Genomic DNA, 25,232 nt, shown 5'->3' with positions numbered 1-25,232 from the left:
TATGCCAACTCAAGAATCCAAAGCTCATCACGTGGGCGAATGGGCAAGTTTACGCAATACCTCTCCGGAGATTGCCGAAGCCATCTTTGAAGTCGCCAATTATGACGAAAAGCTGGCCGAGCAGATTTGGGAAGAAGGCAACGATGAGGTGCTGATTCGCGCCTTCGAAAAAACCGACAAAGACTCGCTGTTCTGGGGCGAGCAAACCATCGAACGTAAAAACGTCTGAACGTTTCCCCCCGCTCGCGCGGGGGGTCTCTTCTATTTCGCCGCGTTATTCATCACCGCATTGAATTTATCAATCGGACAGAAGCCGTTTCCGTCAACCGGACACCCCTTCAGCTCCAGCGTTACGCGCTGAGCAGGGGATTGCAGCGACAGTAAGCTGGCGTTCCGCAACTGGGCTGAACTCTGGTAGACATACTCAATTTTCATCAGCTCCTGGTTGCTGTTTTTGTCATGCCAGCGCTGGAAAACAATTTTGCCGCCAATCGGGGTGCGTTCCTGCTGGTCGTGCAGCTGATACGGCCTGAAGTCCAGCGCGGTCAGCAGCGAGGCGATGTTGGAGTCATGTCCCACCAGCAGGGTGATTCTGGGCGCGTTTGCCTGTTCGGTCACCAGCGTTTTATCAATGTACTTCACCAGCGGTTTCGCCACGTTTTGCGCCACCTCCGTCGAGGTAAACAGCGAGTCCTGATAGCCGTTTTTCAGCTTCGACAGCACCCGCCACTGCTGATCGGTTTTGATCTCTCCCCAGGCCACCCGATCGGCCGGGAAGCCTTCGTAATATTGCAGGGTGAAGGCATCCACCAGTGAGTTACCCACCTTCAGCGGCCCCGATACGCCCGGCTCTTTTTCATAGTCGGCGCTGAACGTATCTTTTGCCTCCGTCAGGGAGCAGACGTTTTTCTCCTTGCAGGACGGCGAGTCGCTGTAGTTTGTCAGCTGTTCCAGCAGCCTGTAGCTTTCATCCAGCTGCATTTTCTGCCGTTCCGTCTCCATCGCCTTCAGCGCTTTCTCACGAAACTCAGGGGAGTTATCGGTAATGACCGGATTGAAGGTGGGGTCCATGGTGCCCATTTTTTCCTGATGATGCACAGGAACGTCGCACCCCGGGAACGCGCCGGTGATAAAGAACTGCGCGGTCGCCACGGTGCGCTGAAGGCTATTTGCGTAGGCATAGACGGTATCCGCTGGCGGGCACTCTCCCGTCTTCACCAACCCCTGCTCTGCCAGCCACTCGCGCATATAGTGGCCCATGTATACTTCCAGCACGCCGCCTTTGGTGGTCAGCTGTCCACCGGGTACGTCCCATTCCGGCCACTGCTTCGGCGTGGACTGCTCCAGCACGCTGCCGTTATTGGCGAGCGGCGCGCGCAGGTTATGGCGGCTCATGATGAGCACCTGTTGTAACTGATAACCTTCCGGCGCGTCCTGTGCCTGCGCCCCAAACGTCACTGAAAGCGTTCCTGCCACGGCGACAGCGAGTAGTGCTTTTCTCATCCCTTTTTCCTCATGCGTTTTTATCGTTACGCTGAGTGTGACAGACTGGTAACCGTTTTTTCGGGAAGCATTTCTCAAACTGATGAATACGTTCAGACGCTGATGCCGGTGACGATACCGACATACAGCGCCGCCCATGCGCAGGCTGACAGCAGGCTAACGACGTAAACCTTCATCGCGCTCATCCTGAGCATGCCGGCCGCCAGCGGCACGATATAACGCAGCACCGCCAGGAAACGCGACGTGAACAGCGCGACTACGCCGTTCTTTTGCAACTGATGCTGTACCCGCAGAAACTTATCGGCATGTTTTGCGGTGAGGCGTGACACCAGCCGGGTATGCCCCATCAGCTGGCCGATATGGTAATTCAGCACCGAACCTGCCGTAGCGCCCATCACCACCGCCAGCCACGTCATGCCGGGATGCAGACTCGACTGGCTGACGGCGATCCCCGCCATCAGCATGACCGATGCGGGCGGCAGCACCGACGAGACCAGCACCGTCGATTTACTCAACGCCATAACAACGAGCAGCGCGAACAGATGCGTCGGATAATGCGCAAAATGATCCAGCAGCGTGTCCAGCCATGCCATTTCACTCTCTCCGGTAACAAATGAATTCTCCATTTAAAAAGAAAACAGTTAAATAAAACCTCAACATGCGGTTAATACTATTCATTTAAACCGTTCTTAAACATTATTAAAATTCCTCAGCAGCGGTTTTAAATAAGCGTATTATCCCTCACGTTTTACAACGATCTCGTTATGGCGAGGCTCCTGTACAAATACACGTTATCGCTCTGGTGGGTTCGAGAGAACCGGCACAGGGTAAAACAGGCACTGTCGAATCAAGGCTTTGTCAGTATAACTTCCCTTACGGGATACGGTGTACAGTGCTGAACCCAGGACGTGGGGATCTCCTTTCCGACATGCCCTGTCTTGCTCGCCCCTGAGAGATTTTATTATTCAAAGGGAATTTACTATGTCTTACGCTATTCACAACCAAAACCCGGCTTTTAATGACAGCGCCATCGCGCAATATATGAATACCGATTTTATTGTTATCGATATTTCATTATGCGTGGCTCTGGCACGCGAGCAGTTTTTCGAAAAATTGAAAGACGATGATATTCCTTCACATATTTTTATCGAGGATAACGGTCGCCTGGCGGGTTTGATTGCCGTTCGCAAATTATTGCAGGCCACGGATACCGTGCAGCCGGTTAAGCGACTGATGATATCGGATTTTATCCAGCTTAAACCGGAAGATGAGCGGGCGGATGTCGCTGGGGTGCTGGCGCACGCGGGTGCGGATGTCGTGCCGGTGGTCACCCATGGCAAGCTGGTGGGCTGCCTCACCGAGCGCGAAATCGCCCACCTGCTGGAAGATGACGTCACCGAAGATGCGCAGCTTCAGGGGGCGACCCTGCCGCTGGAAAAACCCTACCTGGAAACCAGCGCCTTCAGCCTGTGGAAGAAGCGCTCCGTCTGGCTGCTGCTGCTGTTTGTTGCGGAAGCGTATACCAGCTCGGTGATCCAGCATTTTGAAGAGGCGCTGGAATCCGCCATTGCGCTGGCGTTCTTTATTCCGCTGCTGATTGGCACGGGCGGGAACAGCGGAACGCAGATCACCTCCACGCTGGTGCGCGCCATGGCGTTGGGTGAAGTCCACCTTCGCGATGTGGGCCGCGTGCTGCGCAAAGAGATGAGCACGTCGTTGATGATTGCCGCCACGCTGGGTCTGGCGGGCTGCGTTCGCGCCTGGATGATGGGTATCGGGATGGAAATCACGCTTATCGTCAGCCTGACGCTGGTCTGCATTACGCTGTGGAGCGCCATCGTCTCGTCGGTGATCCCGATGGTACTGAAACGCTGCAAAATCGACCCGGCGGTCGTCTCCGCGCCGTTTATCGCCACGCTGATCGACGGTACCGGGCTGATTATCTACTTCAAAATCGCGCAGTATACGCTGGGGCTGGAATAACGAAAAAACCCTGCGATATTGCTATCGCAGGGTTTCTGAATTTGGCGGAAGCGTAGAGATTCGAACTCTAGAACCCTTTCGGGTCGCCGGTTTTCAAGACCGGTGCCTTCAACCGCTCGGCCACGCTTCCAAAGTGAGGCGCACTATAAACATCTCTGAGCATGATGTAAAGCAGGAAATTGCATTACCTTGAGCATCTTGCGTCGTTCCCTTCCGCCCAGATGATTTCTTCATCATCGACTGGCTAAAATGTAAACATTTATTTTTACATTCATTACTTTTATCAGTTTTACCGGGTGTGATTTAGACTTTTTTTCGTACAACACCCGTTAACCCAGCCTCACTGCGATAAGTGAGCCCCCATGACTTTATTCAACGGCAATTATGAATTTTATTTTTATCAGTGATAACTATTACCTGTGCCGCGGGGTCTCAAGCGCCATGACATCGACCCATTTAATACGCGATAAGAAGGATATTCACGATCTTGATGAGGTCGATCCGACGCTGGATTTTATCATTGCGATTGAACAGGATACGTTACGCAATAGCACTATCCAGCAGGTCAAAAAAATCAGGCGTGATTACATTGTCCTGATGCATGAGATAGAAGCGAATCGCGCGGTGAGAATCGACAATATTATCTATTCATCAATGCATTTTAGCGTTCATCCTTTTCAACAGCTGATGCGATTTTATCGGGCGCTCAGAACGCACTCGTTTACGCGACGCGAATATGACGTGCTGAAGCTTTTTCATCTGGAAAACCATGAAATTGCAAAAAAGCTGCAACTGTCACAAAAAACGACCAGCACCTACCGCGTGAAGATCCTCGAAAAATTAAATATGCGCGCTAAAAACATTCTCGCGATGTCCCGGGTGAAATCGGCGATTGTCGATCAGAAGCTGTGACCCGATCTGCCCGTTAAATTCCTCAAACGCCCCCTGTCTCCGGCCATGCAGTTCATTGCGGGCAACTGCGGTTGCTCTCAATCACAATACCTGTATTATGTTATAACATAACAATTACTGGATTGCGTTCTATGTTTCTTAATAAAGGGTTATTACTGGCGTCGCTGCTTTCCACTACGCCTGCCGCTTTTGCAGTGACCTCCTGGCCCCTCACGGTTGAAAATTGCGGCATAAAGCAGACCTTTGCGAAGGCTCCTCAGCGCGTCGTGACCGTAGGTCAGCATGAAACAGAATTACTGCTCGCTCTGGGGCTGGACAAAAAGATAGCCGCGACGTCGGTCTGGTTTGGCAAACTTCCGGCTCCGCTGGCGGAGGCCGGGAAACACCTTCCCCGGCTTGCGGATAACTCACCATCCTTTGAAGCCGTAGTGGGACAGAAGCCTGAGCTCGTTCTCGCGCAGTATCACTGGCACATTGGTCCGCAGGGCGAAGTGGGGACACGTGAGCAGTTTGCGTCGCTGGGGATTAATACGTGGATCTCCCCTGCCGACTGCACGGATAAAGCGGTGACGGAAACGTCAAACGCAGACGGGGCACGAAGCGCGCCGTTTTCGCTGGCGGAAATCACGCGGGAAGTGACAGAGCTGGCGACGATTTTTGATGTTTCCGCACGGGGTGATCAGCTCAACCGCGCCCTGACGGCACGTATCGAAAAGGCCCGGGCGCGCGTCTCCGCAAAACCGCTTAGCGTCGTTTTCTGGTTCTCCAGCAGCCGTCTGAATGGCGATCCCTGGGTGGCGGGAAATTATGGCGCGCCGGGCTGGATCAGCCGTACGCTGGGGTTGAAGAACATTATTGACTCCCACGACGAATGGCCTGCCGTAACGTGGGAACATATTGCCCAATCGCAGCCGGACGTGATTGTCATCGCAGAGATGTCCCGCAGGCTCTACCCTGCCGATGACGTTGCGGTAAAACAGGCGTTCCTACGAAGTGACCCGGTGACAAAGAACCTGCCTGCGGTCAGGAACAACCACATTATTGTGGTGCCGGCAATGTCGTTAAACCCTTCAATGCGTAACGTCGATGCGGTTGAGCTTATCAGCGATCGGCTGGCTTCATTTCAGGACGAATAATGCGTCATTTCTTCACTGACCGCCGCCAGCAGGGGTTACTGGCGGCAGGCCTCCTGGCGCTGCCGCTGATGCTGGTTTTTGCCGCGAGTCTCGGCGATATGCCGGTATCGTATGCCATTACCGGAAAAGCGATCCTCAACGGCCTGGGATTGACGTCATACGATCTGCCGCAGCCAGAGGAAGGTATCGTCTGGCAGTACCGCATGAGCCGGGCGCTGATGGCTGCGTGCAGCGGCGGCGGCCTGGCGCTGTGCGGGCTGGTGTTACAGTCGATCCTGCGTAACCCCCTGGCGGAACCCTATCTGCTGGGCATTTCCGCGGGTGCCTCGCTGGGGGCCGTCTGCGTGATGCTTCTCGGCATCGGAGGAAGCGTGATTGGCGTGAGCAGCGGTGCGTTTGTGGGCGCCTGCGCCGCCTTTGCGCTCATCATGTTGATTACCAACGGCATGAGTGAAAGCCCGTCGCGCATTTTGCTGGCCGGCATTGCGGGCACCCAGCTCTTCAACGCTATGACCGCTTATATCGTCAGCACCTCCGCGAATGCCGAGCAATCCCGTAGCGTTATGTTCTGGTTAATGGGTAGCCTGAGCGGCGTGCGCTGGCCGGACGCGCTGCTGGCCCTGACCGTGACGCTTGCGGGTTTACTGGTGGTTCTTCTCTTTTCGCGTGCGCTGGACACCTTTACCTTCGGGGATGAGGTCTCTACAACGCTGGGCATACCGGTCACCGCCGTGCGTATTCTTTTGTTGCTGACCTGTGCCGTCGTTACCGCAACGCTGGTGAGCGCTATTGGTGCAGTCGGCTTTGTGGGGCTGGTCATTCCCCATGTGACGCGCATGCTGAGCGGTCCGGGCCATCGGCGCACGCTCCCGCTGACGTTTCTTATCGGCGCACACTTTATGATCCTGGCCGATATCGTGTCGCGCACGCTGATTGTGCACCAGGTGCTGCCCATCGGCGTGGTGACTGCGCTGGTGGGTGCCCCCGTCTTTATGGCGTTGCTTTATCAGAACCGGAAGGAGCATAGATGAATATTACCGTGGCCGGGTTAACCGTAACCCGACAAGCGCAGACGGTGCTTAAGGAGATCGATTTCAAACTGTCATCCGGGCAGATTGTCGGCCTGTTAGGACCAAACGGCTCGGGCAAGTCTACGCTGCTGCGCTGTCTTGCCGGGCTGTTTCCGCGACTGAGCGAATGTGTTGCGCTTAATGGCACGACGCTTGACATGTTGCCGCTGAAAAAACGTGCGCAGCACATGGCGTTTGTCCCGCAACATGCTGAAGTCGATGGGGAACTGACCGTCGAAGAAATCGTACGGCTGGGACGTACCCCTTACCGAAAGGCGTTTCAAAGAAGTACACGCGAGGATGATGAGGCGGTTGAAGAGGCGATAAGCCTGATGCAGCTGGGCGGATTACGCCAGCGGCGCTGGCAGCATTTGTCCGGCGGGGAACGTCAGCGAAGCCAGATTGCCCGCGCGCTGGCACAGCAGCCGCAGGTGCTGCTGCTCGATGAGCCGACAAACCACCTGGACATACAGCACCAGCTGGAGCTGATGCGGCTGATTTCGCGCCTGCCGCTTACCGTCGTGGTTGCGCTGCACGATCTCAGTCTTGCGGCCAATTTCTGCCAGCGGCTGATCCTCCTGAAAGCCGGACAGATATCAGCCACGGGCGTGCCCGAAGAGGTGTTGACCCCAGCGAACATCGAGAACACCTGGTGCGTAAAAGCTCAGGTCTACAAGACCGACGACGGGATAACGATCAGCTACAGCATGGGTGGCATGGCAGAGACCAGGCGCAAAAGCAAAAAACCCTGCGATATTGCTATCGCAGGGTTTTCGAATTTGGCGGAAGCGTAGAGATTCGAACTCTAGAACCCTTTCGGGTCGCCGGTTTTCAAGACCGGTGCCTTCAACCGCTCGGCCACGCTTCCTAAGTGAGGCGAACTATAAACACCTCACCGCGCGCTGTAAAGAGTGCGGGCATTCGTTCGCTTTAAAAATAGCCAAAATGCGTTTAATCGGTTGAATTGACGACAGATTGGCCATTTTGGCAGCATACTATCCCCGGCTTAGCGCGAGTGCTTTTTGATGTACATATCTTTGGTGTAGTAGTACCCAAGCTTGTCCGGCGTGAATCCCCCTACCCACGGTTTGACCAGGTGTGTGCGCACGTAGTGATAGACAGGGATCGCCGGTACGTCACGTCCCAGCAGATCTTCTGCCTGCTGGTAGAACTTACCGCGCTCCTGAGCCGTTTTCGATTTCGCCGCATTCACTAACGCCCGATCGTAGTCCGGATTGCTGTACTGAGTGGTGTTTTGGCTGTCCCCGGTACGGAAGGTATTCAGGAAGGTTGCCGCATCGTCGTAATCGGCAATCCAGGCGTAGCGCACCGCGTCAAAGTTGTGGGTGTGCATGGTATCGAGCATGGTTTTCCACTCCTGGTTTTGCAGCTTCGCCTCCACGCCGAGGTTCTTCTTCCACATTGAGCTGGCGGCAATCGCAATGCGCTGGTGCGATTCCGAGGTGTTATAGAGGAGATTAAAGCTGAGCGGATGGCTATCGTTAAATCCGGCTTCGGCCAGCAGCTTTTTCGCCTCGGCAATGCGTTTATCCATCGGCCAGCTGGCGTAATCCGGGTTCTGTAGCTTGACGCCGCCAATGTCCGGCTGGCTGATCAGCCATGCCGGCCGCTGCCCCTGCCCTAACACTTTCCCAGCGATAATGTCTTTATCCAGCGCCAGGTTCAGCGCCCTGCGCACGCGGGCGTCGTTGAACGGCGGCCGGGTGGTATTGAACTGATAATAATAGGTGGCAAGCTGCGGAGAAACGTCCAGCTCGCTCCCCAGCGTTTTCTTCAGCTGAGCAAACTGGTTGATCGGTACCGTGTAAACAATGTCGATTTCCCCCGCTTTGTAGCGGTTGACGTCTGCGGCTTCAGAGGAGATGGGCAGATAGGTCACCTTGTTGATGACGGTATGTGCGTTATCCCAGTAATGTGGGTTCCGCACCGCCACGATGCGTTCGTTAACCACCCACTGTGACAGCGTATAGGCCCCGCTGCTGACGAAGTGCTCCGGTTTAGTCCACTTCTCACCGAAACGACCGACCAGGACTTTATCTATCGGCACCAGAGACGGGTGAGCCAGCATCGCCAGGAAAGCGGCATTTGGCTGCGTGAGCGTAACTTCCAGCGTGGCGTCATTGATGGCTTTTACGCCCAGCGACTCGGGGGCTTTTTTGCCTTCTGCGATATCGGTGCCGTTAACGATACGCATGCTGCCGGGATAGCTGGCATACGGTGAAACGGTTTTCGGGTCGACCAGTCGCTGCCAGCTCCAGACGATATCTTCTGCGGTGATGGGGGTTCCATCGCTCCAGGTGATGCCCGGGCGCAAATGAAAGGTCCAGACGGTGTTATCTTTATTTTCCCATTTCTCCGCCAGGCGCGGCTGGATTTCACCTGTTGGAGAGACGCTGACCAGCCCGTCGAATAAATCGCTGATAATATTAAATTCGACATCGCTTTCGACTTTATGCGGGTCGAGCGAGGCGGGTTCACTGCCGTTGTTCCTGACCAGTTCCTGCTTGTCTGCCAGCTGGGTTCCTGCCGGCACGTTAGCCGCCCAGGTTGCCGTGCTGGCGCACAGGATCCCCGCGGTTAACAAAGAGAGCGTAAAGTGCGTGCATGTTTGTGGTTTCATTTCCTTCGCCTTATTGTCTGTTTTTATGACGATCCGGAAATAACTCTTAGCGGCCTTAGGGAAATAACGCAATATTTTTCAGTAACCTATAAGAGGTTGATCTGTATCCGCTTTGCAAACCGCACTTCATTCTGAGGACAAGCGATTTTTCAGAAGAAAAAACCAGCATAATCCCTAAGGGGCTGAGTAAAGATGGGTAAAACCACTTTGCGTCTGCCGCGCCGTTTCTTATTCTTTGCGCTAATTACATCTGTCATAAGAGAGTGACTCATGGATCGTATAATTTCTTCTTCACGCGACCGCACATCGCTACTCAGCACGCATAAGGTGCTGCGCAATACCTATTTCATGCTCAGCCTGACGCTGGCGTTTTCAGCGATCACCGCGACGGCCAGCACCGTGTTGATGCTGCCTTCTCCGGGCCTGATCCTGACGCTGGTGGGTATGTATGGTCTGATGTTCCTGACCTATAAAACTGCGGATAAGCCGGTGGGTATTCTCTCCGCGTTCGCCTTTACGGGCTTCCTGGGCTACATCCTGGGGCCAATCCTGAACGCCTATCTGTCTGCCGGAATGGGCGACGTGATCGGTATGGCGCTGGGCGGCACCGCGCTGGTGTTCTTCTGCTGCTCGGCCTACGTGCTGACCACCCGTAAGGACATGTCCTTCCTCGGCGGTATGCTGATGGCGGGTATCGTGATTGTGCTGGTCGGTATGCTGGCGAACATCTTCCTGCAATTGCCTGCTCTGCATCTGGCAATCAGCGCGGTGTTTATCCTGATTTCATCCGGCGCAATCCTGTATGAAACCAGCAACATCATTCACGGCGGTGAGACAAACTACATCCGCGCGACCGTGAGCCTGTACGTGTCGCTGTACAACATCTTCGTCAGCCTGCTGAGCATCCTGGGCTTCGCCAGCCGCGATTAACCCACCGTGCTGTGAACATGGCCCCGCTTATGCGGGGCTTTGTTTTTTTGGTAAACTGATGCGGTTTTTGACTAACGCGTGAATGATTATGTTGAGTTTTGAAGGCAAAGAGATCGAAACCGATAACGACGGTTATCTGAAAGAGAGCCGCCAGTGGAGCGAAGCGCTGGCGGAGAAAATTGCGGAAAACGAAGGAATCACCCTCTCCCCTGAGCACTGGGAAGTGGTGCGCTTTGTGCGCGAGTTTTACCTTGAATTCAACACGTCGCCGGCGATCCGCATGCTGGTCAAAGCCATGGCGAATAAGTTTGGCGAAGAGAAAGGCAACAGCCGTTATCTGTATCGCCTGTTTCCGAAAGGCCCGGCAAAACAGGCGACAAAAATTGCCGGCCTGCCAAAACCGGTAAAATGCATTTAATAGCGAATACTGAAGTCAGCGTATTCCCGGCCGGGTTGATGCGGTTCCGTTAAAACCTTATCAACCCGCGCGCTTCGCGGTCCGCCCGCTTTTAGCCACGCCACCAGCTTCTCAACCTTATCCGCATCACCGCAGGCGACTACCTCCACGCTGCCATCATCCATGTTACGTGCATACCCCGTCAGCCCGAGCTGAAGAGCTTCGCGCTGGGTGCTGTAGCGGAAACCGACGCCCTGTACGAGGCCGTGGACCCAGGCAATGGTGCAAACATTTGACATCATCCTTCTCCTTATCCGACTGGCGCGTTGCATTTCCTCACTGAAGTCGGGAAAATGGCGGCCATTTTACTGGAATCGACAGAATAGCAAATTATGAGCGTACGTTTAGTGTTAGCCAAAGGGCGCGAGAAGTCATTACTGCGCCGCCATCCCTGGGTCTTCTCCGGCGCGGTTGCCCGCATGGAAGGCAAAGCCAGCCTCGGCGAAACCATCGATATTGTTGACCATCAGGGGAAATGGTTAGCACGCGGCGCATACTCGCCCGCCTCTCAGATCCGCGCGCGCGTCTGGACGTTCGATAAAGATGAAACCATCGATATCGATTTCTTTGTCCGCCGTCTGCAACAGGCGCAGCAGTGGCGCGAGTGGCTGGCAAAGCGCGACGGACTGGACAGCTATCGTCTGATTGCCGGTGAGTCTGACGGCCTGCCGGGCGTGACCATCGACCGCTTCGGCAATTTCCTGGTGTTGCAGCTGCTGAGCGCCGGGGCGGAATACCAGCGTGCTGCGCTGATCAGCGCCCTGCAAGCGCTGTTCCCGTCATGCGCCATTTACGACCGCAGCGACGTGGCGGTACGTAAAAAAGAGGGCATGGAGCTGACGCAAGGCCCGGTCACCGGTGAATTGCCGCCTGCCCTGCTGCCTATCGAGGAGCACGGCATGAAGCTGCTGGTGGACATCCAGGGCGGCCATAAGACCGGTTATTACCTCGACCAGCGTGACAGCCGTCTGGCAACGCGCCAGTACGTTGCCGATAAGCGCGTGCTGAACTGCTTCTCCTATACCGGCGGCTTTGCGGTCTCTGCTCTGATGGGCGGCTGTGCCCAGGTTGTCAGCGTCGACACCTCCCAGGAAGCGCTGGACGTGGCGAAGCAGAACGTCGAGCTGAACAAGCTGGATCTGAGCAAAGCGGAGTTTGTGCGCGACGACGTGTTTAAGCTGCTGCGTAAATACCGCGATCAGGGCGAGAAATTTGACGTCATCGTAATGGATCCGCCGAAATTTGTGGAAAACAAAAGCCAGCTGATGGGCGCCTGCCGTGGCTATAAAGACATTAACATGCTGGCGATCCAGCTGCTGAACCCGGGCGGCGTACTGCTGACATTCTCCTGCTCTGGCCTGATGACGACAGATTTATTCCAAAAAATCATCGCCGATGCCGCAATAGATGCGGGTCGTGATGTACAATTTATAGAGCAGTTCCGTCAGGCCGCCGATCACCCGGTGATCGCCACCTACCCGGAAGGGCTGTATCTGAAAGGGTTTGCCTGTCGCGTCATGTAACTTGAAAAGAGAAATATTGCCCGCACATAGTGTGTATGTGATGTTTCCCGGGAGGTGACTATGATTGCCAGCAAATTCGGTATCGGCCAGCAGGTCCGCCACACCTTGCTTGGATATTTGGGTGTGGTCGTGGATATCGACCCGGAGTATTCCCTTGATGAACCGTCAGCAGACGAGCTGGCGGTTGACGCAGAGCTTCGCGCCGCGCCCTGGTATCATGTGGTCATGGAGGGCGACGATGGTCAGCCTGTCCATACCTATCTTGCCGAAGCGCAGTTGAGTGGTGAATTACAGGATGAGCATCCGGAACAACCCACTATGGACGAGCTTGCTCAGACCATCCGCAAACAGTTACAGGCACCAAGACTGCGAAATTAAAGGTGTAAAAAAGCCCGTCAAGCGGGCTTTTTTTATTTTGCGAGCCCCAGACGGGGGATGTCGATTGCCGGACAGCGATCCATTACCACCTTAAGCCCGGCATCGCGTGCCAGCACGGCCGCCTGATCATTGATCACGCCCAGCTGCATCCACAGCGTTTTCGCACCAATGGCGATTGCCTCCTGCGCCACGCCCCAGGCCGCCTCAGAATTGCGGAACACGTCCACCATATCCACCTTTTCCGGCACGTCCGCGAGCGTCGCATAGCCCTGCTGGCCCAGCAGCGTTTTTCCCGCCACCTTCGGCGAGACTGGGATCACGTGATAACCCTGATCCAGAAGGTATTTCATTACCCGATAGCTTGGACGATCCGGTTTGTCGCTCGCGCCAACCAGCGCGATAGTGCGCGTGGACGTCAGGATCTCGACAATGTCGTTCTCTTTCATGCTCTTCCTCCTGGTTTTTTTCAAAGTGTACGTCAAAGCAGCCATCTCAACCACGCTGTCCCTACAGAAGTATGAGGGCAAAACGGCAGAATATGTCTATATGTTAGTAAACGTGATTATCGAAAAAATTTGATACATTCTTACATGGGTAGTTTGTCTACAGGAGTCTGCTATGAAAACCGGCATTGCCTCGGCTGTGGTTGCGTTGATCATGCCGGTGTGTGTTTTCGCAACCACCCTCAGACTCTCACCGGACGTTGACCTGCTGGTGCTGGACGGGAAAAAAGTCTCCAGCTCCCTGCTGCGAGGCGCAGACAGCATCGAGCTGGATAACGGTCCGCATCAGGTCGTTTTTCGGGTGGAAAAGACGATTCGCCTCGCCGACAACGAACAGCATATGTACATTTCTCCGCCTCTGGTCGTCAGCTTTAACACGCAGCGTATCAGTAAGGTCAACTTCAGGCTTCCGCGTCTCAATACAGAGAAAGAGTCACAGGCCTTTGACGCTTCGCCACGCATTGAACTGGTGGACGGGGATTCCATGCCCATCCCGGTAAAGCTGGATATCCTGGCGCTGACAAACAGGCCCAAAGGAACGGATTACGAAGCAGACACGGCGATCTATAACAGAGCCAGCCGGCCCGCCTCCCTGCCTCAGTTCGCTACCGTGATGGCAGACGGCAGCACCCTGCTTTCGGGCGTATCGGAACTGGATGTGCTTCCCCCTCAGTCGCAGACGCTCACCGAGCAACGCCTCAGGTTCTGGTTCCAGAATGCCGATACGGATACGCGGGCCCGTTTTCTGCAATGGGTGAAACGACAACCGTCTTCGTAAGCCACATTTTTTCGTCCTTTCTCTTGCAGCATCAGTCAGTTCCCGTCATCGTGTAGCGAGGTAACTTCACGGATAAGATTATGGAACTGACAACACGCACACTTCCGGCGCGCAAGCACATTGCTCTGGTTGCGCACGATCACTGTAAACAAATGCTGCTTAACTGGGTTCGTCGCCATCAGCCTCTTCTCCAGCATCATGCCCTTTCCGCCACGGGGACAACCGGTAATTTGATCCACCGCGAAACCGGTCTGGAAGTGAATGCCATGCTGAGCGGCCCGATGGGGGGTGACCAGCAGGTCGGCGCTCAGATTTCGGAAGGCAAAATCGACGTACTGATTTTCTTCTGGGATCCGCTGAACGCGGTGCCGCATGACCCGGACGTTAAGGCGCTGCTGCGTCTGGCGACAGTGTGGAACATTCCGGTGGCGACAAATCTTTCAACGGCCGATTTCATCATTGAATCACCGCAGTTTAACGATCCGGTAGAGATTTTGATCCCGGATTACCCGCGCTATCTTGCGGAAAGGCTGAAGTAGTTTTTTGCCCGGTGGCGCTGCGCTTACCGGGCCGACATGTTACGGCTTTCTCGCTACCGGCACGTCAATACTCTTCAAAATATCGACAAACACCGACGGCTCCTCTTTGTTGAACAATAGCCACACGCGATGCCGCGCGCGGGTTATCGCCACGTACAACAAACGCCGCTCTTCGGCATCCGGGAAATCTTCGGGAACCGGCAGTAACGCCTCTTCCATCACGGATTCCCGCGCGGGTGCCGGGAAACCGTCGCTCCCCTCTTTTAGACCTACCACAATCACGTAATCAGCCTGCTGCCCTTTACTGGCGTGAATGGTCATAAAATCGAGCTGTAGTTTTGGCCAGCGCGTCGCCGCTTTTTCCAGCGCCGCGGGTTTGAGGTGGTGGTAACGCGCCAGCACCAGGATCCGCTCATCGGGTTTCGCATAGCCGCTCAGTTTGTCCAGCAGCGGCTCCAGCTGATCCTCGGCCAGCAGGGTGACGGCCTTTTTATCCCCCGGCGTCAGGCTGTTAAGCGGCTTCGACAGCTGATGCGGGTTCTGCTGAATAAAGCGGTTGGCAATTTCACCAATTCGCGCGTTAAAGCGGTAGGTGGTGTCGAGATCGCTGCGGTCGCCTTCACCAAAATAGTGGTGGAAAGCCGTGGTGAGGGAAAGCTGCGCCCCGCTGAAACGGTAGATTGCCTGCCAGTCATCGCCCACGGCAAACAGCGACGTGTGTTTATTCTGCGCCCGCAGCGCCGAAAGCAGCGCAGCGCGCTGCGGCGAGATATCCTGAAACTCATCCACCAGAATGTGTTTCCACGGACTAACGAAGCGCCCTTTTTCCAGAATGATAATGGCCTGATGGATCAGCCCGGAAAAATCGACCGCGTTTTCCTCTTTCAGCGCGGTTTTCCACGCTTTGAGCATCGGCGCCATCAGCTTAACCCGCTTAGAGAAGACGGCGCGGATCGCTTCCGGTGCGCTTTCTATCATCTCGGCCTGAGAGCCGCCGTGCATCCGCATCAGGCTTACCCACCGGTCGAGACGGGAACCCAGCCGGCGCGCCAGCTTTTCATCCTGCCAAAAGCTGCCCTCCGGCACCGCCCAGTTCAGATCCTCTTCAAGCCACTGACGCCAGCCTTTCGCCTGCGCCTTTTTCTCGCTGCACTGCTGACGCCATGTCTTGATAAACAGCGCCTGGCGAGCCTGAGCATCATTCTCCAGCTTGCTGACCACAGGAACTTTTTTGCTGCCCTGTTGAATGATATGTAACGCGAGAGAGTGGAACGTGCGCGCCGAGATATCCTGGGTATGCAAACGCGCCTGAATGCGTTCGTCCATTTCCTGCGCCGCTTTGCGGCCAAAGGCCAGCAGCAAAATCTGGTCGGCAACCGCCTCGCCCGTCGTCAGAAGCCAGCCCGCGCGCGCCACCAGCACCGATGTTTTGCCGCTACCGGCCCCTGCCAGCACCAGCAAAGACTGCTCGCCATTCACCACGGCGCGCGCCTGGGCAGGATTGAGGGGCGATGATTCCACCGTGCTGAAGAAATCGGCATATTGCGTAAGCATCGCATCGGTCCAGGCCTGGTTGTGCGCCAGACGGCTTTTCTCAATATCGCTGAGCCATGCCTGACACTGCCGCCACGCGTCACGGCAGTTATCAAATTCCTCCAGCCGCGCCACGGGTAAAGGCAACGCCGTCAGCGCCTGGGTGATTTTTTGCTGAAGCCCGGCGGTTTGCTGACGCGTCAGCCACTTCTGCTGGGTATTGCTTAACGCGATATCGTCCAGCACCTGGTGCAGTACCTGTGCGGCAATCACGCTCATCTCCTGGCTCCACTGCTGCCAGCGCGCGTTCAGATGATGATGGAAGCGCTGGGTTTCAGCCCAATCCGTCCCGTGGAGTCGCACCACTTTCTCTGCCGGCAGGACGAACTCCAGCTCGCCCCACACCAGCCCACGCTTGCAGTGGATGGCGAGCAGCTGATTAAACGGAATAAGGTATTCGTGGCGTTCACCGGAGACTTTCACTCCCGCATTGAGGAGGACAACCTTGTCGTAAGGGTGCTGCGCCAGGCGTTTGCCCATTGAAGTAGCTTTCAGTTCCATATCCTGCCGGATCCACGAGGTAATAATTTGTCAGACAGTTTAACTGCCAGTTTTAAGGTGCTCCAGCCCAAAAAAACGTTACAATCACCAGGCGTTAATCATATCGAAGGAAATGAGGGTTTATGCGTACCGTTCTGAATGTGTTGAATTTTGTCCTTGGCGGTTTTGCCACCACCCTTTCCTGGCTTTTCGCCACCCTGGTGAGCATTGTGCTCATCTTTACGCTTCCGCTGACGCGCTCCTGCTGGGAAATCACCAAACTGTCCCTCGTTCCTTATGGAAACGAAGCCGTACACGTGGATGAGCTGGAGCCGGAAAGAAAAAATGCCCTGATGAATACCGGCGGCACGCTGCTGAATATTCTGTGGCTGATCTTCTTTGGCTGGTGGCTGTGTCTGATGCATATCTTCGCCGGTATCGCCCAGTGCATTACGATTATTGGCATTCCGGTTGGCATCGCTAATTTCAAGATTGCCACCATCGCCCTGTGGCCGGTCGGACGCCGCGTTGTCCCGGTCGAAGTGGCGCAAGCCGCGCGTGAAGCCAATGCCCGTCGTCGTTTTCAGTAATAAGGACTGGCCGCTCTCATGCTAAGCCCCCTGATTCGTCGCTATACGTGGAACAGTAACTGGCTGTATAACGTCAGGATCTTTATCGCTCTCTGCGGCACCGTGGCGCTGCCGTGGTGGCTGAATGACGTTAAGCTCACCATTCCCCTCACGCTTGGGGTGGTGGCCGGCGCGCTGGCCGATCTCGACGACCGCCTGGCCGGACGTTTGCGTAACCTGGTCATCACGCTGGTCTGCTTCTTTATTGCCTCCGCCTCCGTGGAGCTGCTTTTCCCCTGGCCCTGGCTGTTTGCCTTAGGGCTGACGGTGTCGACCAGCGGCTTCATTTTGCTCGGCGGCCTCGGGCAACGCTACGCCACTATCGCGTTCGGCGCCCTGCTGATTGCCATTTACACCATGCTGGGGGTCTCCCTTTACGATCAGTGGTATCAGCAGCCAGTCCTGCTGCTGTTGGGTGCTATCTGGTATAACCTGCTGACCTTAACCGGGCATCTTATTTTTCCGGTCCGTGCCTTGCAGGACAACCTTGCCCGCAGCTATGAGCAGCTGGCCCACTATCTGGAGCTGAAGTCGCGGCTGTTCGATCCGGATATCGAAGAGGATAGCCAGGCGCCGCTGTACGATCTGGCGCTGGCAAATGGCCAACTGGTCGCTACGCTGAACCAGACCAAAGCGTCTCTGCTCACCCGTCTGCGCGGCGATCGCGGTCAGCGCGGTACCCGACGCACCCTCCACTACTACTTTGTCGCCCAGGATATTCACGAGCGCGCCAGCTCCTCGCATGTGCAGTACGCTGACCTGCGCGAGAAATTCCGCTACAGCGACGTGATGTTTCGCTTCCAGCGCCTGCTGTCGATGCAGTCTCAGGCCTGCCAGCAGCTTGCGCGCTCAATACTGCTGCGCACGCCCTATCAGCATGATCCTCGCTTTGAGCGCGCGTTCAGTCACCTGGATGCGGCGCTCGATCGCGTTCAGGCCAGCGGAACCTCTCCGGAGCAGTTCAAAGCCCTGGGATTCCTGCTCAACAACCTGCGAGCCATTGATGCCCAGCTGGCCACCATTGAGTCTGAACAGGCGATGGCGATGCCGGCCAACGATGCTGACAACCGGCTTGCGGATGACAGTCTGAACGGCTTCAGCGATATCTGGCTGCGCCTGAGCCGTCATTTTACGCCGGATTCCGCCCTCTTTCGCCATGCGGTGAGGATGTCGCTGGTGCTGTGCGTGGGCTATGCGTTTATCCAGATAACAGGGCTGCATCACGGATACTGGATCCTGCTGACCAGCCTGTTCGTCTGCCAGCCGAACTATAACGCTACCCGCCATCGACTCGCGCTGCGTATTGTCGGGACGTTAGTCGGGGTCGCCATCGGGCTGCCGGTGCTCTATTTTGTGCCTTCTGTAGAAGGACAGCTTATCCTTATTGTGATCACCGGCGTGTTGTTCTTCGCCTTCCGCAATGTGCAGTACGCTCACGCCACAATGTTCATCACGTTGTTGGTGCTGCTCTGCTTCAATTTGCTGGGGGAAGGATTTGAAGTGGCCCTCCCCCGCGTGATCGACACGCTAATCGGCTGCGCCATTGCCTGGGCAGCGGTGAGCTTCATCTGGCCTGACTGGCGTTTTCGAAACTTACCGCGCGTCTCCGACAGAGCAATGAACGCTAACTGCCGCTATCTGGACGCCATTCTAGAGCAGTACCATCAGGGCCGCGATAACCGTCTGGCCTATCGCATTGCCCGCCGCGACGCGCATAATACTGACGCAGAGCTGGCTTCAGTCGTCTCTAATATGTCAACAGAGCCGCGCGCCACGGCAGAAATTCGCGAAACGGCCTTCCGGCTGCTGTGCCTGAACCATACGTTCACCAGCTATATCTCTACCCTGGGCGCCCACCGTGAGAAGCTGACCAATCCGGGGATCCTGGCGCTGCTGGACGATGCCGTTTGCTACGTTGATGATGCGCTTCATCATCAACCTGCGGATGAGCCGCGGGTGCACCAGGCACTGGATGAACTGGTGCAGCGTATTGCACACCTGGATCCGGGCACCGACAACAAAGCTCCGCTGGTCCTACAGCAAATTGGCCTGCTTATCGCTTTGCTGCCGGAAATTTGTCGACTGCGACAGCAGATTGCTACCTGGCGGAATGATGCCCCTGCGACTCAGGCAGCGCATTAAACCACTCCGTAAGCTCCCGGCGAATATCCGCCGGGAGTGCCGCTTCGTGAAGCCCTTCGATGGCGCCTTCAAGCGCGAACAAAACCCGGATGCTCAGCGCCTTATTCCTGGAGCGCATTTTCAGCCAGCTCGTCTTCGCACCCAGCTGTCGTAGCGTCTCTTCATTGGTGATGCCCGCTTCCATCAGCAGGACCTCAATCTGAAAAGTCAGGTTTGGCAGGTCTTTTAGCCGGTTACGCTGATGGCGCTGGTAGCGCTCTTTCCTGGCAGCATCGAGCGCAAACGAGGAGAGCTGAAGCAGTTTTTCCCTGTTTTGCCAAAGCCCCTCATCCACACGATAGTAATTAAGCAGAACAGGACGTCCTCGTTTCATCAGCGTCAGAAAAGAGGAGGCATTTTTTACACAGTATTTTGCACTCTGCTCACAGGCGCGAAGATAAAGCTCACCGTCAGACACCATTGCAAACACCGCTTCATCCACGGCCAGGGTATAACCGCCAAACAGGGCTCGATGGTGAATTTCACCCAGCGGAGAGAGGTATTCCTGCGATTGATAAATCCGCTCATAGGATATCTTTTTCATGATAATTCCATTTAAAATCATAGAGTAAACACGATATTTCTTACTAACGGATCCGTTAGCAGGAAAATAGGCAACTTATTGCCGTTGGGCAAGATGATTTTTTCAGGTTCACCGGGAATGGATGAAATTTGCGAGTCGCTTTCCGAAAATGAGGTTGATCTTTATGCACACAGGGGTTACTGTATATCCATACAGTAACTACAGGGCTGGAATGAACATGTACACTTCAGGCTATGCAAATCACTTAACACCTTCTACTTCTGCCGCAGGCAATGTTGCGCAGAATTCTATCGGGCGTGTATCGACAGGGCTTATCAGTGAAGTGGTTTACCGTGAAGACCAGCCGCTGTTAACACAACTGTTACTCCTGCCGCTTTTGCAGCAGCTCGGCCAACAGTCTCGCTGGCAGCTCTGGCTGACGCCACAGCAGAAACTAAGTCGTGAATGGGTTCAGTCGGCGGGTCTGCCGTTGGCGAAGGTAATGCAGATCAATCAACTCTCCCCTTGCGATACGGTTGAGTCGATGGTTCGGGCATTACGTACCGGGAACTATAGCGTCGTGATTGGATGGTTACCTGAAGATCTGTCGCAAGAGGAACATTTGCGTCTGTCTGAAGCTGCTGAAGAAGGTAACGCGATGGGGTTCATCATGCGGCCGGTTCGTGAAGATTCCTATCGCAGAGGACAACATCCCGGGCTAAAAATTCACTCAAATGTGTACCATTGAGTCATTTTAAGAGTTTTCCTGGAATTTTTTTCGACCGCAGTATGCAAAAAAAGTTCAATGCGCCAAAACTGCGGCAAGGCTTGTCTGACGCGGTTCTCGTTAATTTTACTGCACAAAAATCGTTCAAAAAATGTTAAATATTAGGTATACGGAACTTTTTTTTTCATATGCCTGACGGACTTCACACTTGTAAGTTTTCAGCTACGTTGTAGACTTTACATCGCCAGGGGTGCTCGGCCTAAGCCGAAGATATCGGTAGGTTTATATTTGACCACGCCCCCCGGTGAAGGATTTAACCGTGATTTCTCCGATGGAGATATTCATGGCAAATTTTGGATGATAACGAGGCGCAAAAAATGAAAAAGACAGCTATCGCGATTGCAGTGGCACTGGCTGGCTTCGCTACCGTAGCGCAGGCCGCTCCGAAAGATAATACCTGGTATGCAGGTGGTAAACTGGGCTGGTCTCAGTTCCATGACACCGGTTGGTACAACAGCAGCCTGAACAACGATGGCCCTACTCACGAGAGCCAGCTGGGTGCAGGTGCGTTCGGTGGCTATCAGGTTAACCCGTATGTTGGCTTTGAAATGGGTTACGACTGGTTAGGTCGTATGCCGTACAAAGGCGACAACGTAAATGGCGCTTTCAAAGCTCAAGGCGTTCAGCTGACCGCTAAACTGGGTTACCCAGTAACTGACGATCTGGACGTGTACACCCGTCTGGGCGGCATGGTATGGCGTGCAGACTCCAGCAACAGCATCGCTGGTGACGACCACGACACTGGCGTTTCCCCAGTATTCGCTGGCGGCGTTGAGTGGGCAATGACCCGCGACATCGCTACCCGTCTGGAATACCAGTGGGTTAACAACATCGGTGACGGTGCTACCGTTGGCGTTCGTCCAGACAACGGCATGCTGAGCGTTGGTGTTTCTTACCGTTTCGGTCAGCAGGAAGATGCGCCAGTCGTAGCTCCAGCGCCGGCTCCAGCTCCAGAAGTACAGACCAAGCACTTCACTCTGAAGTCTGACGTTCTGTTCAACTTCAACAAAGCTACTCTGAAACCAGAAGGTCAGCAGGCACTGGATCAGCTGTACACCCAGCTGAGCAACCTGGATCCTAAAGACGGTTCTGTAGTGGTTCTGGGCTTCACCGACCGTATCGGTTCTGACGCTTACAACCAGGGTCTGTCTGAGAAACGTGCTCAGTCTGTAGTTGATTACCTGGTATCTAAAGGTATCCCAGCTAACAAGATCTCCCCACGTGGTATGGGCGAATCTAACCCAGTTACCGGTTCTACCTGTGACAACGTGAAACCACGCGCTGCACTGATCGACTGCCTGGCACCAGATCGTCGCGTAGAGATCGAAGTTAAAGGTATCAAAGACGTTGTAACTCAGCCTGCGGCATAAGTTATCGTCTTATAAAAAAACCCCGCCATGCGGGGTTTTTTATTATCTGAACAAAAGCAAAAACGTTATTTTTTACCCAGCAGTGCCTGCAAATCGTTCTTCAGCGTCGACATCTGGCTGGCATACTTCTCTTTATGCTCGGCATCTTCAATCAACTGCACCACCGTTTCCGACAGCGTTTTCCCGCGCCGTTGCGCAAGCCCGGCCAGACGCTGCCAGACCATAAACTCCAGGTCGATAGATTTCTTACGGGTGTGCTGATGCTCGGCATTGAAATGCCGTTTACGACGAGCACGGATAGTTTGCTTCATCCGGTTCAACAAGGCCGGATTAATATGTTTCTCGATCCAGCCGTTGACCTGTACCGGTTCGTTTTCGAGGGTCAGCAACATATCCACAGCTTCTTGTGCCGCGCTGGCTTCGATGTAGCAGGTGATCAGCTCCCCTTCACGGTGCTTTTTGACCAGGTACTTCCATTTCCAGCCGCTTTCGAGGTTTTCCAGTTGTTGATATTTCATTGCGATCTCAGTGTTACCGTGTAACTCAGTTCAGAATATCAGTTTTTTAGCAATCTGCTGAAAAGAAATCATATCCTGTGAAACGCTGCGGCAGTCCGCATGATGAAAACCCGAATCCTGATTGGGCAGAGTGCGCCGCTTACGGTATACTCCACGGTTTTACTTCTGACTAAAAAACATCAACTTTGACCATTACGAAACTTGCATGGCGTGACCTTGTTCCGGATACCGAAAGCTATCAGGAACTGTTTACACAGCCAGACCTCACAAAAGAACACGAATACATACTTAGCGAGACACAACCGCGTTTGCATTATGCGCTGGAGCAGATGTCATCCCCATGGGCCACATCTCCCTTCATGCTGCTCAAAGCCCCGGAAGAAGCCGAGTATCTGACGCTTCTCGGTGATGCCATGCGCCAGTTGCAGCCAAAAACGAACGCCGTTTTTGGTGGTCAGTATCATATTGCCGGACGCGACGTGACGTTCGAACCCGCCGCACAGGCCGACGGGCTGTTCGCTGCCAAAGGCGAAGTGATTACTGCCAGCTGGGCGGAAGCCGAACAGCTGTTCGGCTGCCTTCGTCAGTTCAATGGCGAGGTGTCACTGCAACCCGGGCTGGTACACCGCGCGAACGGCGGCGTGCTGCTCATTTCCCTGCGTACGCTGCTTGCGCAGCCGCTGCTGTGGATGCGCCTGAAAACGGTAGTGACGCAGCAACGTTTTGACTGGGTAGGCTACGACGATTCACGTCCTCTGCCGGTCTCCATCCCGTCGATGCCGCTGTCGCTGACCGTCGTGCTGACGGGCGATCGCGAATCGCTGGCGGACTTCCAGGAAATGGAGCCAGAACTCGCGGAGCAGGCTGTTTACAGCGAATTTGAAGACAATATTCAGATTGCTGATGCCGATGACATGGCGCAGTGGTGTCAGTGGGTGATGGCCGTGGCGGAACGTTTTGCGCTGCCCTCGCCTGCCAGCGATGCGTGGCCTGGCTTAATCCGCGAGGCCGTACGCTACACCGGCGATCAGGAAACCCTGCCGCTCTGCCCGCTCTGGATCGGTAAACAGCTGCGTGAAGTCGGCGTAATCAGCGGCAACGGTACGTTTACCGGCGAGCAGCTTAGCCAGATGCTGGCCCAGCGCGAATGGCGCGAAGGCTATCTTGCTGACCGTATGCAGGATGAAATTCTGCTGGAACAGATTCTGGTGGAGACCGAGGGCGAACGTATCGGGCAAATTAACGCCTTATCCGTCATCGAGTTCCCTGGACACCCGCGCGCCTTCGGCGAGCCTTCCCGCATCAGCTGTGTGGTGCACATTGGTGACGGCGAATTTACCGATATCGAACGCAAGGCGGAACTGGGCGGAAATATTCATGCTAAAGGCATGATGATCATGCAGGCATTCCTGATGTCTGAACTCCAGCTTGAGCAGCAGCTCCCCTTCTCTGCCTCCTTGACCTTTGAGCAGTCCTACAGCGAAGTCGACGGCGACAGCGCCTCCATGGCGGAGCTGTGCGCCGTGATCAGCGCGCTTGCAGACGTGCCGATTAACCAGAACATTGCGATTACCGGATCCGTGGATCAGTTTGGTCGTGCCCAACCGGTAGGCGGACTGAATGAGAAAATCGAAGGGTTCTTTGCTATCTGCCAGCAGCGCGGTTTAAACGGCAAACAGGGCGTGATTATTCCGGCACCTAACGCTCGCCATTTGAGCCTGAGCCAGGCGATTCTGGATGCGGTAGAGCAGGAACAATTCACCGTCTGGGCCATCGAAGGCGTTGAGGATGCACTACCCTTACTGACGAACCTGGTCTGGGACGGCGAAGGCCAGACAACCCTGATGCAGACCATTCAGGAACGTATAGCTCAGGCGACACAGCAGGATGCTCGTCATCGTTATCCGTGGCCGTTGCGCTGGTTAAGTTGGTTTAGTTCAAACTGATCGGACTTGTTCAGCGTACACGTGTTAGCTATCCTGCGTGCTTCACTAAAATAAGGCTTACTGAGAACATGGTAGATAAACGCGAATCCTATACGAAAGAAGACCTTCTTGCCTCTGGTCGCGGTGAACTGTTTGGCGCGAAAGGCCCGCAGTTACCAGCCCCAAATATGCTGATGATGGACCGTGTCGTGAAAATGACCGAAACCGGCGGCAACTTTGATAAGGGTTACGTAGAAGCAGAACTCGATATCAACCCGGACCTGTGGTTCTTCGGTTGCCACTTTATTGGCGATCCGGTAATGCCTGGCTGCCTGGGCCTCGATGCCATGTGGCAGCTGGTAGGCTTCTATCTGGGCTGGCTTGGCGGTGAAGGCAAAGGCCGCGCGCTGGGCGTAGGCGAAGTGAAATTTACCGGTCAGGTTCTGCCTACCGCGAAGAAAGTCACCTACCGCATCCACTTCAAGCGTATCGTTAACCGCCGTCTGATCATGGGCCTGGCGGATGGCGAAGTGCTGGTAGATGGTCGTCTGATCTATACCGCAAATGATCTGAAAGTGGGTCTGTTCCAGGATACCTCTGCTTTCTGATAACGGCTTTTAGCGCCTCCCAGAAAGGCGAAACCTCCGCATTGCGGAGGTTTCTTTTTAAAGAGACGGTATCAGGCAAGTACTGCCCTGTCTCCGATGGCTTCTCGCCAGCCCCCTAGCCATTGGGACCTTTGATTCAGGGCCTGATAGGGACACATTTCTTTAGAACGTCCGGCGATGCCAGCCTGATAACCACGTTGATGAGCCCTTTCCAGGCGATCTCGTTTCTGTCTCTTCATGCCTCGTTTCCCTCATTCTTTTGTCT

At 54.9% G+C, this 25,232-nt stretch carries 27 protein-coding genes, 2 tRNA genes and 1 riboswitch; of the genes, 18 read left to right on the top strand and 11 right to left on the bottom strand.

The window, feature by feature from the left end; genetic code table 11:
• Nucleotide 1 precedes the first annotated feature (1 nt).
• A complete protein-coding gene (locus IM300_RS03390) occupies nucleotides 2–229 on the top strand; it encodes a YccJ family protein (protein WP_028012649.1) in 228 nt (75 codons plus the stop codon).
• A 32-nt stretch (nucleotides 230–261) separates the two neighbouring features.
• Here the strand turns inward: IM300_RS03390 and agp are convergent, their stop codons facing one another.
• Entirely contained in the window at nucleotides 262–1,503 is a 1,242-nt protein-coding gene (gene agp / locus IM300_RS03385; RefSeq protein ID WP_193035308.1) for a bifunctional glucose-1-phosphatase/inositol phosphatase, read from the bottom strand.
• Between the two features lie 92 nt (nucleotides 1,504–1,595).
• On the bottom strand, nucleotides 1,596–2,096 hold the full coding sequence (locus tag IM300_RS03380) for a DedA family protein (protein WP_063866315.1): 501 nt from the start codon (nucleotides 2,094–2,096) through the stop codon (nucleotides 1,596–1,598).
• A gap of 158 nt (nucleotides 2,097–2,254) precedes the next feature.
• Nucleotides 2,255–2,424: riboswitch (M-box (ykoK) riboswitch) on the top strand.
• Nucleotides 2,425–2,484: 60 nt separating this feature from the next.
• Here IM300_RS03380 and IM300_RS03375 point away from each other — a divergent pair.
• A complete protein-coding gene (locus tag IM300_RS03375) occupies nucleotides 2,485–3,486 on the top strand; it encodes a magnesium transporter (RefSeq protein ID WP_102749645.1) in 1,002 nt (333 codons plus the stop codon).
• Between the two features lie 42 nt (nucleotides 3,487–3,528).
• Here the strand turns inward: IM300_RS03375 and IM300_RS03370 are convergent.
• Nucleotides 3,529–3,616: transfer RNA gene (locus tag IM300_RS03370), tRNA-Ser, on the bottom strand.
• A 311-nt stretch (nucleotides 3,617–3,927) separates the two neighbouring features.
• Between IM300_RS03370 and IM300_RS03365 the strand changes: the two genes are divergently transcribed.
• The 4 genes from IM300_RS03365 to IM300_RS03350 all read left to right on the top strand — a co-directional run bounded on the left by IM300_RS03365 (nucleotide 3,928) and on the right by IM300_RS03350 (nucleotide 7,398).
• Nucleotides 3,928–4,398 (top strand): LuxR C-terminal-related transcriptional regulator, encoded by a 471-nt coding sequence (locus IM300_RS03365; RefSeq protein WP_226842023.1) that lies wholly within the window; start codon nucleotides 3,928–3,930, stop codon nucleotides 4,396–4,398.
• 131 nt (nucleotides 4,399–4,529) lie between these two features.
• Entirely contained in the window at nucleotides 4,530–5,534 is a 1,005-nt protein-coding gene (locus IM300_RS03360; RefSeq protein ID WP_193035306.1) for an ABC transporter substrate-binding protein, read from the top strand.
• The gene (locus IM300_RS03355; protein ID WP_112792849.1) at nucleotides 5,534–6,565 is read left to right on the top strand and encodes an iron ABC transporter permease; all 1,032 of its coding nucleotides are present in this window, start codon (nucleotides 5,534–5,536) and stop codon (nucleotides 6,563–6,565) included. Before IM300_RS03360 ends, IM300_RS03355 begins: the two co-directional genes overlap by 1 nt.
• Entirely contained in the window at nucleotides 6,562–7,398 is an 837-nt protein-coding gene (locus IM300_RS03350) for an ABC transporter ATP-binding protein (RefSeq protein WP_193035304.1), read from the top strand. The genes IM300_RS03355 and IM300_RS03350 overlap by 4 nt, the downstream gene beginning before the upstream one ends.
• On the opposite strand, the gene IM300_RS03345 is transcribed toward IM300_RS03350, so the two are convergent.
• Both IM300_RS03345 and IM300_RS03340 read right to left on the bottom strand, forming a co-directional pair.
• Nucleotides 7,385–7,472: transfer RNA gene (locus IM300_RS03345), tRNA-Ser, on the bottom strand. The genes IM300_RS03350 and IM300_RS03345 overlap by 14 nt on opposite strands.
• Before the next feature lie 138 nt (nucleotides 7,473–7,610).
• Nucleotides 7,611–9,245: an ABC transporter substrate-binding protein gene (locus IM300_RS03340; RefSeq protein ID WP_193035302.1), complete on the bottom strand. Its 1,635-nt coding sequence runs from the start codon at nucleotides 9,243–9,245 to the stop codon at nucleotides 7,611–7,613.
• Nucleotides 9,246–9,515: 270 nt separating this feature from the next.
• Here IM300_RS03340 and yccA point away from each other — a divergent pair, with 270 nt between their 5' ends.
• On the top strand, nucleotides 9,516–10,175 hold the full coding sequence (gene yccA, locus IM300_RS03335; protein WP_047726838.1) for an FtsH protease modulator YccA: 660 nt from the start codon (nucleotides 9,516–9,518) through the stop codon (nucleotides 10,173–10,175).
• A gap of 88 nt (nucleotides 10,176–10,263) precedes the next feature.
• A complete protein-coding gene (gene tusE / locus IM300_RS03330; RefSeq protein ID WP_193035300.1) occupies nucleotides 10,264–10,593 on the top strand; it encodes a sulfurtransferase TusE in 330 nt (109 codons plus the stop codon).
• On the opposite strand, the gene yccX is transcribed toward tusE, so the two are convergent.
• Nucleotides 10,590–10,871 (bottom strand): acylphosphatase, encoded by a 282-nt coding sequence (yccX, locus tag IM300_RS03325; protein ID WP_173937209.1) that lies wholly within the window; start codon nucleotides 10,869–10,871, stop codon nucleotides 10,590–10,592. The genes tusE and yccX overlap by 4 nt on opposite strands.
• A 93-nt stretch (nucleotides 10,872–10,964) precedes the next feature.
• Here yccX and rlmI point away from each other — a divergent pair, with 93 nt between their 5' ends.
• Nucleotides 10,965–12,155 (top strand): 23S rRNA (cytosine(1962)-C(5))-methyltransferase RlmI, encoded by a 1,191-nt coding sequence (gene rlmI / locus IM300_RS03320; protein ID WP_063866307.1) that lies wholly within the window; start codon nucleotides 10,965–10,967, stop codon nucleotides 12,153–12,155.
• A 60-nt stretch (nucleotides 12,156–12,215) separates the two neighbouring features.
• Entirely contained in the window at nucleotides 12,216–12,533 is a 318-nt protein-coding gene (gene hspQ / locus IM300_RS03315) for a heat shock protein HspQ (protein WP_006809336.1), read from the top strand.
• Between the two features lie 32 nt (nucleotides 12,534–12,565).
• On the opposite strand, the gene IM300_RS03310 is transcribed toward hspQ, so the two are convergent.
• The gene (locus tag IM300_RS03310; RefSeq protein ID WP_193035298.1) at nucleotides 12,566–12,979 is read right to left on the bottom strand and encodes a CoA-binding protein; all 414 of its coding nucleotides are present in this window, start codon (nucleotides 12,977–12,979) and stop codon (nucleotides 12,566–12,568) included.
• 172 nt (nucleotides 12,980–13,151) lie between these two features.
• On the opposite strand from IM300_RS03310, the gene IM300_RS03305 reads away from it, so the two are divergent.
• Nucleotides 13,152–13,814, top strand: coding sequence for a DUF2057 family protein (locus IM300_RS03305; protein WP_193035296.1), 663 nt, complete (start codon nucleotides 13,152–13,154; stop codon nucleotides 13,812–13,814).
• A gap of 80 nt (nucleotides 13,815–13,894) precedes the next feature.
• Nucleotides 13,895–14,353 carry a methylglyoxal synthase gene (gene mgsA / locus IM300_RS03300; protein ID WP_006809340.1) on the top strand — a complete coding sequence of 153 codons (459 nt, stop codon included), beginning with the start codon at nucleotides 13,895–13,897 and terminating at the stop codon, nucleotides 14,351–14,353.
• Nucleotides 14,354–14,392: 39 nt separating this feature from the next.
• On the opposite strand, the gene helD is transcribed toward mgsA, so the two are convergent.
• A complete protein-coding gene (helD, locus tag IM300_RS03295) occupies nucleotides 14,393–16,447 on the bottom strand; it encodes a DNA helicase IV (protein ID WP_193035294.1) in 2,055 nt (684 codons plus the stop codon).
• A gap of 122 nt (nucleotides 16,448–16,569) precedes the next feature.
• On the opposite strand from helD, the gene IM300_RS03290 reads away from it, so the two are divergent.
• Together IM300_RS03290 and yccS are read left to right on the top strand one after the other, a co-directional pair.
• Nucleotides 16,570–17,016 carry a YccF domain-containing protein gene (locus tag IM300_RS03290; RefSeq protein WP_003858149.1) on the top strand — a complete coding sequence of 149 codons (447 nt, stop codon included), beginning with the start codon at nucleotides 16,570–16,572 and terminating at the stop codon, nucleotides 17,014–17,016.
• Nucleotides 17,017–17,034: 18 nt separating this feature from the next.
• A complete protein-coding gene (gene yccS / locus IM300_RS03285) occupies nucleotides 17,035–19,197 on the top strand; it encodes a YccS family putative transporter (protein ID WP_112792843.1) in 2,163 nt (720 codons plus the stop codon).
• Here the strand turns inward: yccS and IM300_RS03280 are convergent.
• Nucleotides 19,154–19,780, bottom strand: coding sequence for a TfoX/Sxy family DNA transformation protein (locus IM300_RS03280; RefSeq protein WP_063449134.1), 627 nt, complete (start codon nucleotides 19,778–19,780; stop codon nucleotides 19,154–19,156). The two genes, yccS and IM300_RS03280, sit on opposite strands and share 44 nt — an antisense overlap.
• Before the next feature lie 217 nt (nucleotides 19,781–19,997).
• Between IM300_RS03280 and sulA the strand changes: the two genes are divergently transcribed.
• Nucleotides 19,998–20,507 carry an SOS-induced cell division inhibitor SulA gene (sulA, locus tag IM300_RS03275; protein WP_131637223.1) on the top strand — a complete coding sequence of 170 codons (510 nt, stop codon included), beginning with the start codon at nucleotides 19,998–20,000 and terminating at the stop codon, nucleotides 20,505–20,507.
• A gap of 356 nt (nucleotides 20,508–20,863) precedes the next feature.
• A complete protein-coding gene (gene ompA, locus IM300_RS03270) occupies nucleotides 20,864–21,916 on the top strand; it encodes a porin OmpA (protein WP_017694761.1) in 1,053 nt (350 codons plus the stop codon).
• A gap of 65 nt (nucleotides 21,917–21,981) precedes the next feature.
• Here ompA and matP read toward each other — a convergent pair whose 3' ends face one another.
• Nucleotides 21,982–22,434, bottom strand: coding sequence for a macrodomain Ter protein MatP (matP, locus tag IM300_RS03265; protein WP_006809347.1), 453 nt, complete (start codon nucleotides 22,432–22,434; stop codon nucleotides 21,982–21,984).
• Between the two features lie 185 nt (nucleotides 22,435–22,619).
• On the opposite strand from matP, the gene IM300_RS03260 reads away from it, so the two are divergent.
• A complete protein-coding gene (locus IM300_RS03260; RefSeq protein WP_193032966.1) occupies nucleotides 22,620–24,380 on the top strand; it encodes a Lon protease family protein in 1,761 nt (586 codons plus the stop codon).
• Between the two features lie 68 nt (nucleotides 24,381–24,448).
• Nucleotides 24,449–24,967 (top strand): bifunctional 3-hydroxydecanoyl-ACP dehydratase/trans-2-decenoyl-ACP isomerase, encoded by a 519-nt coding sequence (gene fabA / locus IM300_RS03255; RefSeq protein ID WP_000227926.1) that lies wholly within the window; start codon nucleotides 24,449–24,451, stop codon nucleotides 24,965–24,967.
• 71 nt (nucleotides 24,968–25,038) lie between these two features.
• Here fabA and rmf read toward each other — a convergent pair whose 3' ends face one another.
• The gene (gene rmf / locus IM300_RS03250; protein WP_003858162.1) at nucleotides 25,039–25,206 is read right to left on the bottom strand and encodes a ribosome modulation factor; all 168 of its coding nucleotides are present in this window, start codon (nucleotides 25,204–25,206) and stop codon (nucleotides 25,039–25,041) included.
• Between the last annotated feature and the right edge of the window lie 26 nt (nucleotides 25,207–25,232).

Source organism: Enterobacter cloacae complex sp. I2 (assembly GCF_014896205.1).
In the GTDB taxonomy this organism is placed as follows: domain Bacteria; phylum Pseudomonadota; class Gammaproteobacteria; order Enterobacterales; family Enterobacteriaceae; genus Enterobacter; species Enterobacter quasihormaechei.
This window is presented reverse-complemented; position numbering and strand designations above follow the sequence as displayed.

Excerpts from the sequence above, each read along its gene's own strand:
- yccS (WP_112792843.1), top strand. The coding sequence starts at position 17,035 with ATGCTAAGCCCCCTGATTCGTCGCTATACGTGGAACAGTAACTGGCTG.
- IM300_RS03350 (WP_193035304.1), top strand. The coding sequence starts at position 6,562 with ATGAATATTACCGTGGCCGGGTTAACCGTAACCCGACAAGCGCAGACG.
- yccX (WP_173937209.1), bottom strand. The coding sequence starts at position 10,871 with ATGTCAAATGTTTGCACCATTGCCTGGGTCCACGGCCTCGTACAGGGC.
- yccA (WP_047726838.1), top strand. The coding sequence starts at position 9,516 with ATGGATCGTATAATTTCTTCTTCACGCGACCGCACATCGCTACTCAGC.
- rlmI (WP_063866307.1), top strand. The coding sequence starts at position 10,965 with ATGAGCGTACGTTTAGTGTTAGCCAAAGGGCGCGAGAAGTCATTACTG.
- mgsA (WP_006809340.1), top strand. The coding sequence starts at position 13,895 with ATGGAACTGACAACACGCACACTTCCGGCGCGCAAGCACATTGCTCTG.
- fabA (WP_000227926.1), top strand. The coding sequence starts at position 24,449 with ATGGTAGATAAACGCGAATCCTATACGAAAGAAGACCTTCTTGCCTCT.
- IM300_RS03280 (WP_063449134.1), bottom strand. The coding sequence starts at position 19,780 with ATGAAAAAGATATCCTATGAGCGGATTTATCAATCGCAGGAATACCTC.
- IM300_RS03375 (WP_102749645.1), top strand. The coding sequence starts at position 2,485 with ATGTCTTACGCTATTCACAACCAAAACCCGGCTTTTAATGACAGCGCC.
- tusE (WP_193035300.1), top strand. The coding sequence starts at position 10,264 with ATGTTGAGTTTTGAAGGCAAAGAGATCGAAACCGATAACGACGGTTAT.
- hspQ (WP_006809336.1), top strand. The coding sequence starts at position 12,216 with ATGATTGCCAGCAAATTCGGTATCGGCCAGCAGGTCCGCCACACCTTG.
- IM300_RS03360 (WP_193035306.1), top strand. The coding sequence starts at position 4,530 with ATGTTTCTTAATAAAGGGTTATTACTGGCGTCGCTGCTTTCCACTACG.
- IM300_RS03340 (WP_193035302.1), bottom strand. The coding sequence starts at position 9,245 with ATGAAACCACAAACATGCACGCACTTTACGCTCTCTTTGTTAACCGCG.
- rmf (WP_003858162.1), bottom strand. The coding sequence starts at position 25,206 with ATGAAGAGACAGAAACGAGATCGCCTGGAAAGGGCTCATCAACGTGGT.
- ompA (WP_017694761.1), top strand. The coding sequence starts at position 20,864 with ATGAAAAAGACAGCTATCGCGATTGCAGTGGCACTGGCTGGCTTCGCT.
- matP (WP_006809347.1), bottom strand. The coding sequence starts at position 22,434 with ATGAAATATCAACAACTGGAAAACCTCGAAAGCGGCTGGAAATGGAAG.
- helD (WP_193035294.1), bottom strand. The coding sequence starts at position 16,447 with ATGGAACTGAAAGCTACTTCAATGGGCAAACGCCTGGCGCAGCACCCT.
- sulA (WP_131637223.1), top strand. The coding sequence starts at position 19,998 with ATGTACACTTCAGGCTATGCAAATCACTTAACACCTTCTACTTCTGCC.
- IM300_RS03380 (WP_063866315.1), bottom strand. The coding sequence starts at position 2,096 with ATGGCATGGCTGGACACGCTGCTGGATCATTTTGCGCATTATCCGACG.
- IM300_RS03390 (WP_028012649.1), top strand. The coding sequence starts at position 2 with ATGCCAACTCAAGAATCCAAAGCTCATCACGTGGGCGAATGGGCAAGT.
- IM300_RS03355 (WP_112792849.1), top strand. The coding sequence starts at position 5,534 with ATGCGTCATTTCTTCACTGACCGCCGCCAGCAGGGGTTACTGGCGGCA.
- IM300_RS03290 (WP_003858149.1), top strand. The coding sequence starts at position 16,570 with ATGCGTACCGTTCTGAATGTGTTGAATTTTGTCCTTGGCGGTTTTGCC.
- agp (WP_193035308.1), bottom strand. The coding sequence starts at position 1,503 with ATGAGAAAAGCACTACTCGCTGTCGCCGTGGCAGGAACGCTTTCAGTG.
- IM300_RS03305 (WP_193035296.1), top strand. The coding sequence starts at position 13,152 with ATGAAAACCGGCATTGCCTCGGCTGTGGTTGCGTTGATCATGCCGGTG.
- IM300_RS03310 (WP_193035298.1), bottom strand. The coding sequence starts at position 12,979 with ATGAAAGAGAACGACATTGTCGAGATCCTGACGTCCACGCGCACTATC.
- IM300_RS03365 (WP_226842023.1), top strand. The coding sequence starts at position 3,928 with ATGACATCGACCCATTTAATACGCGATAAGAAGGATATTCACGATCTT.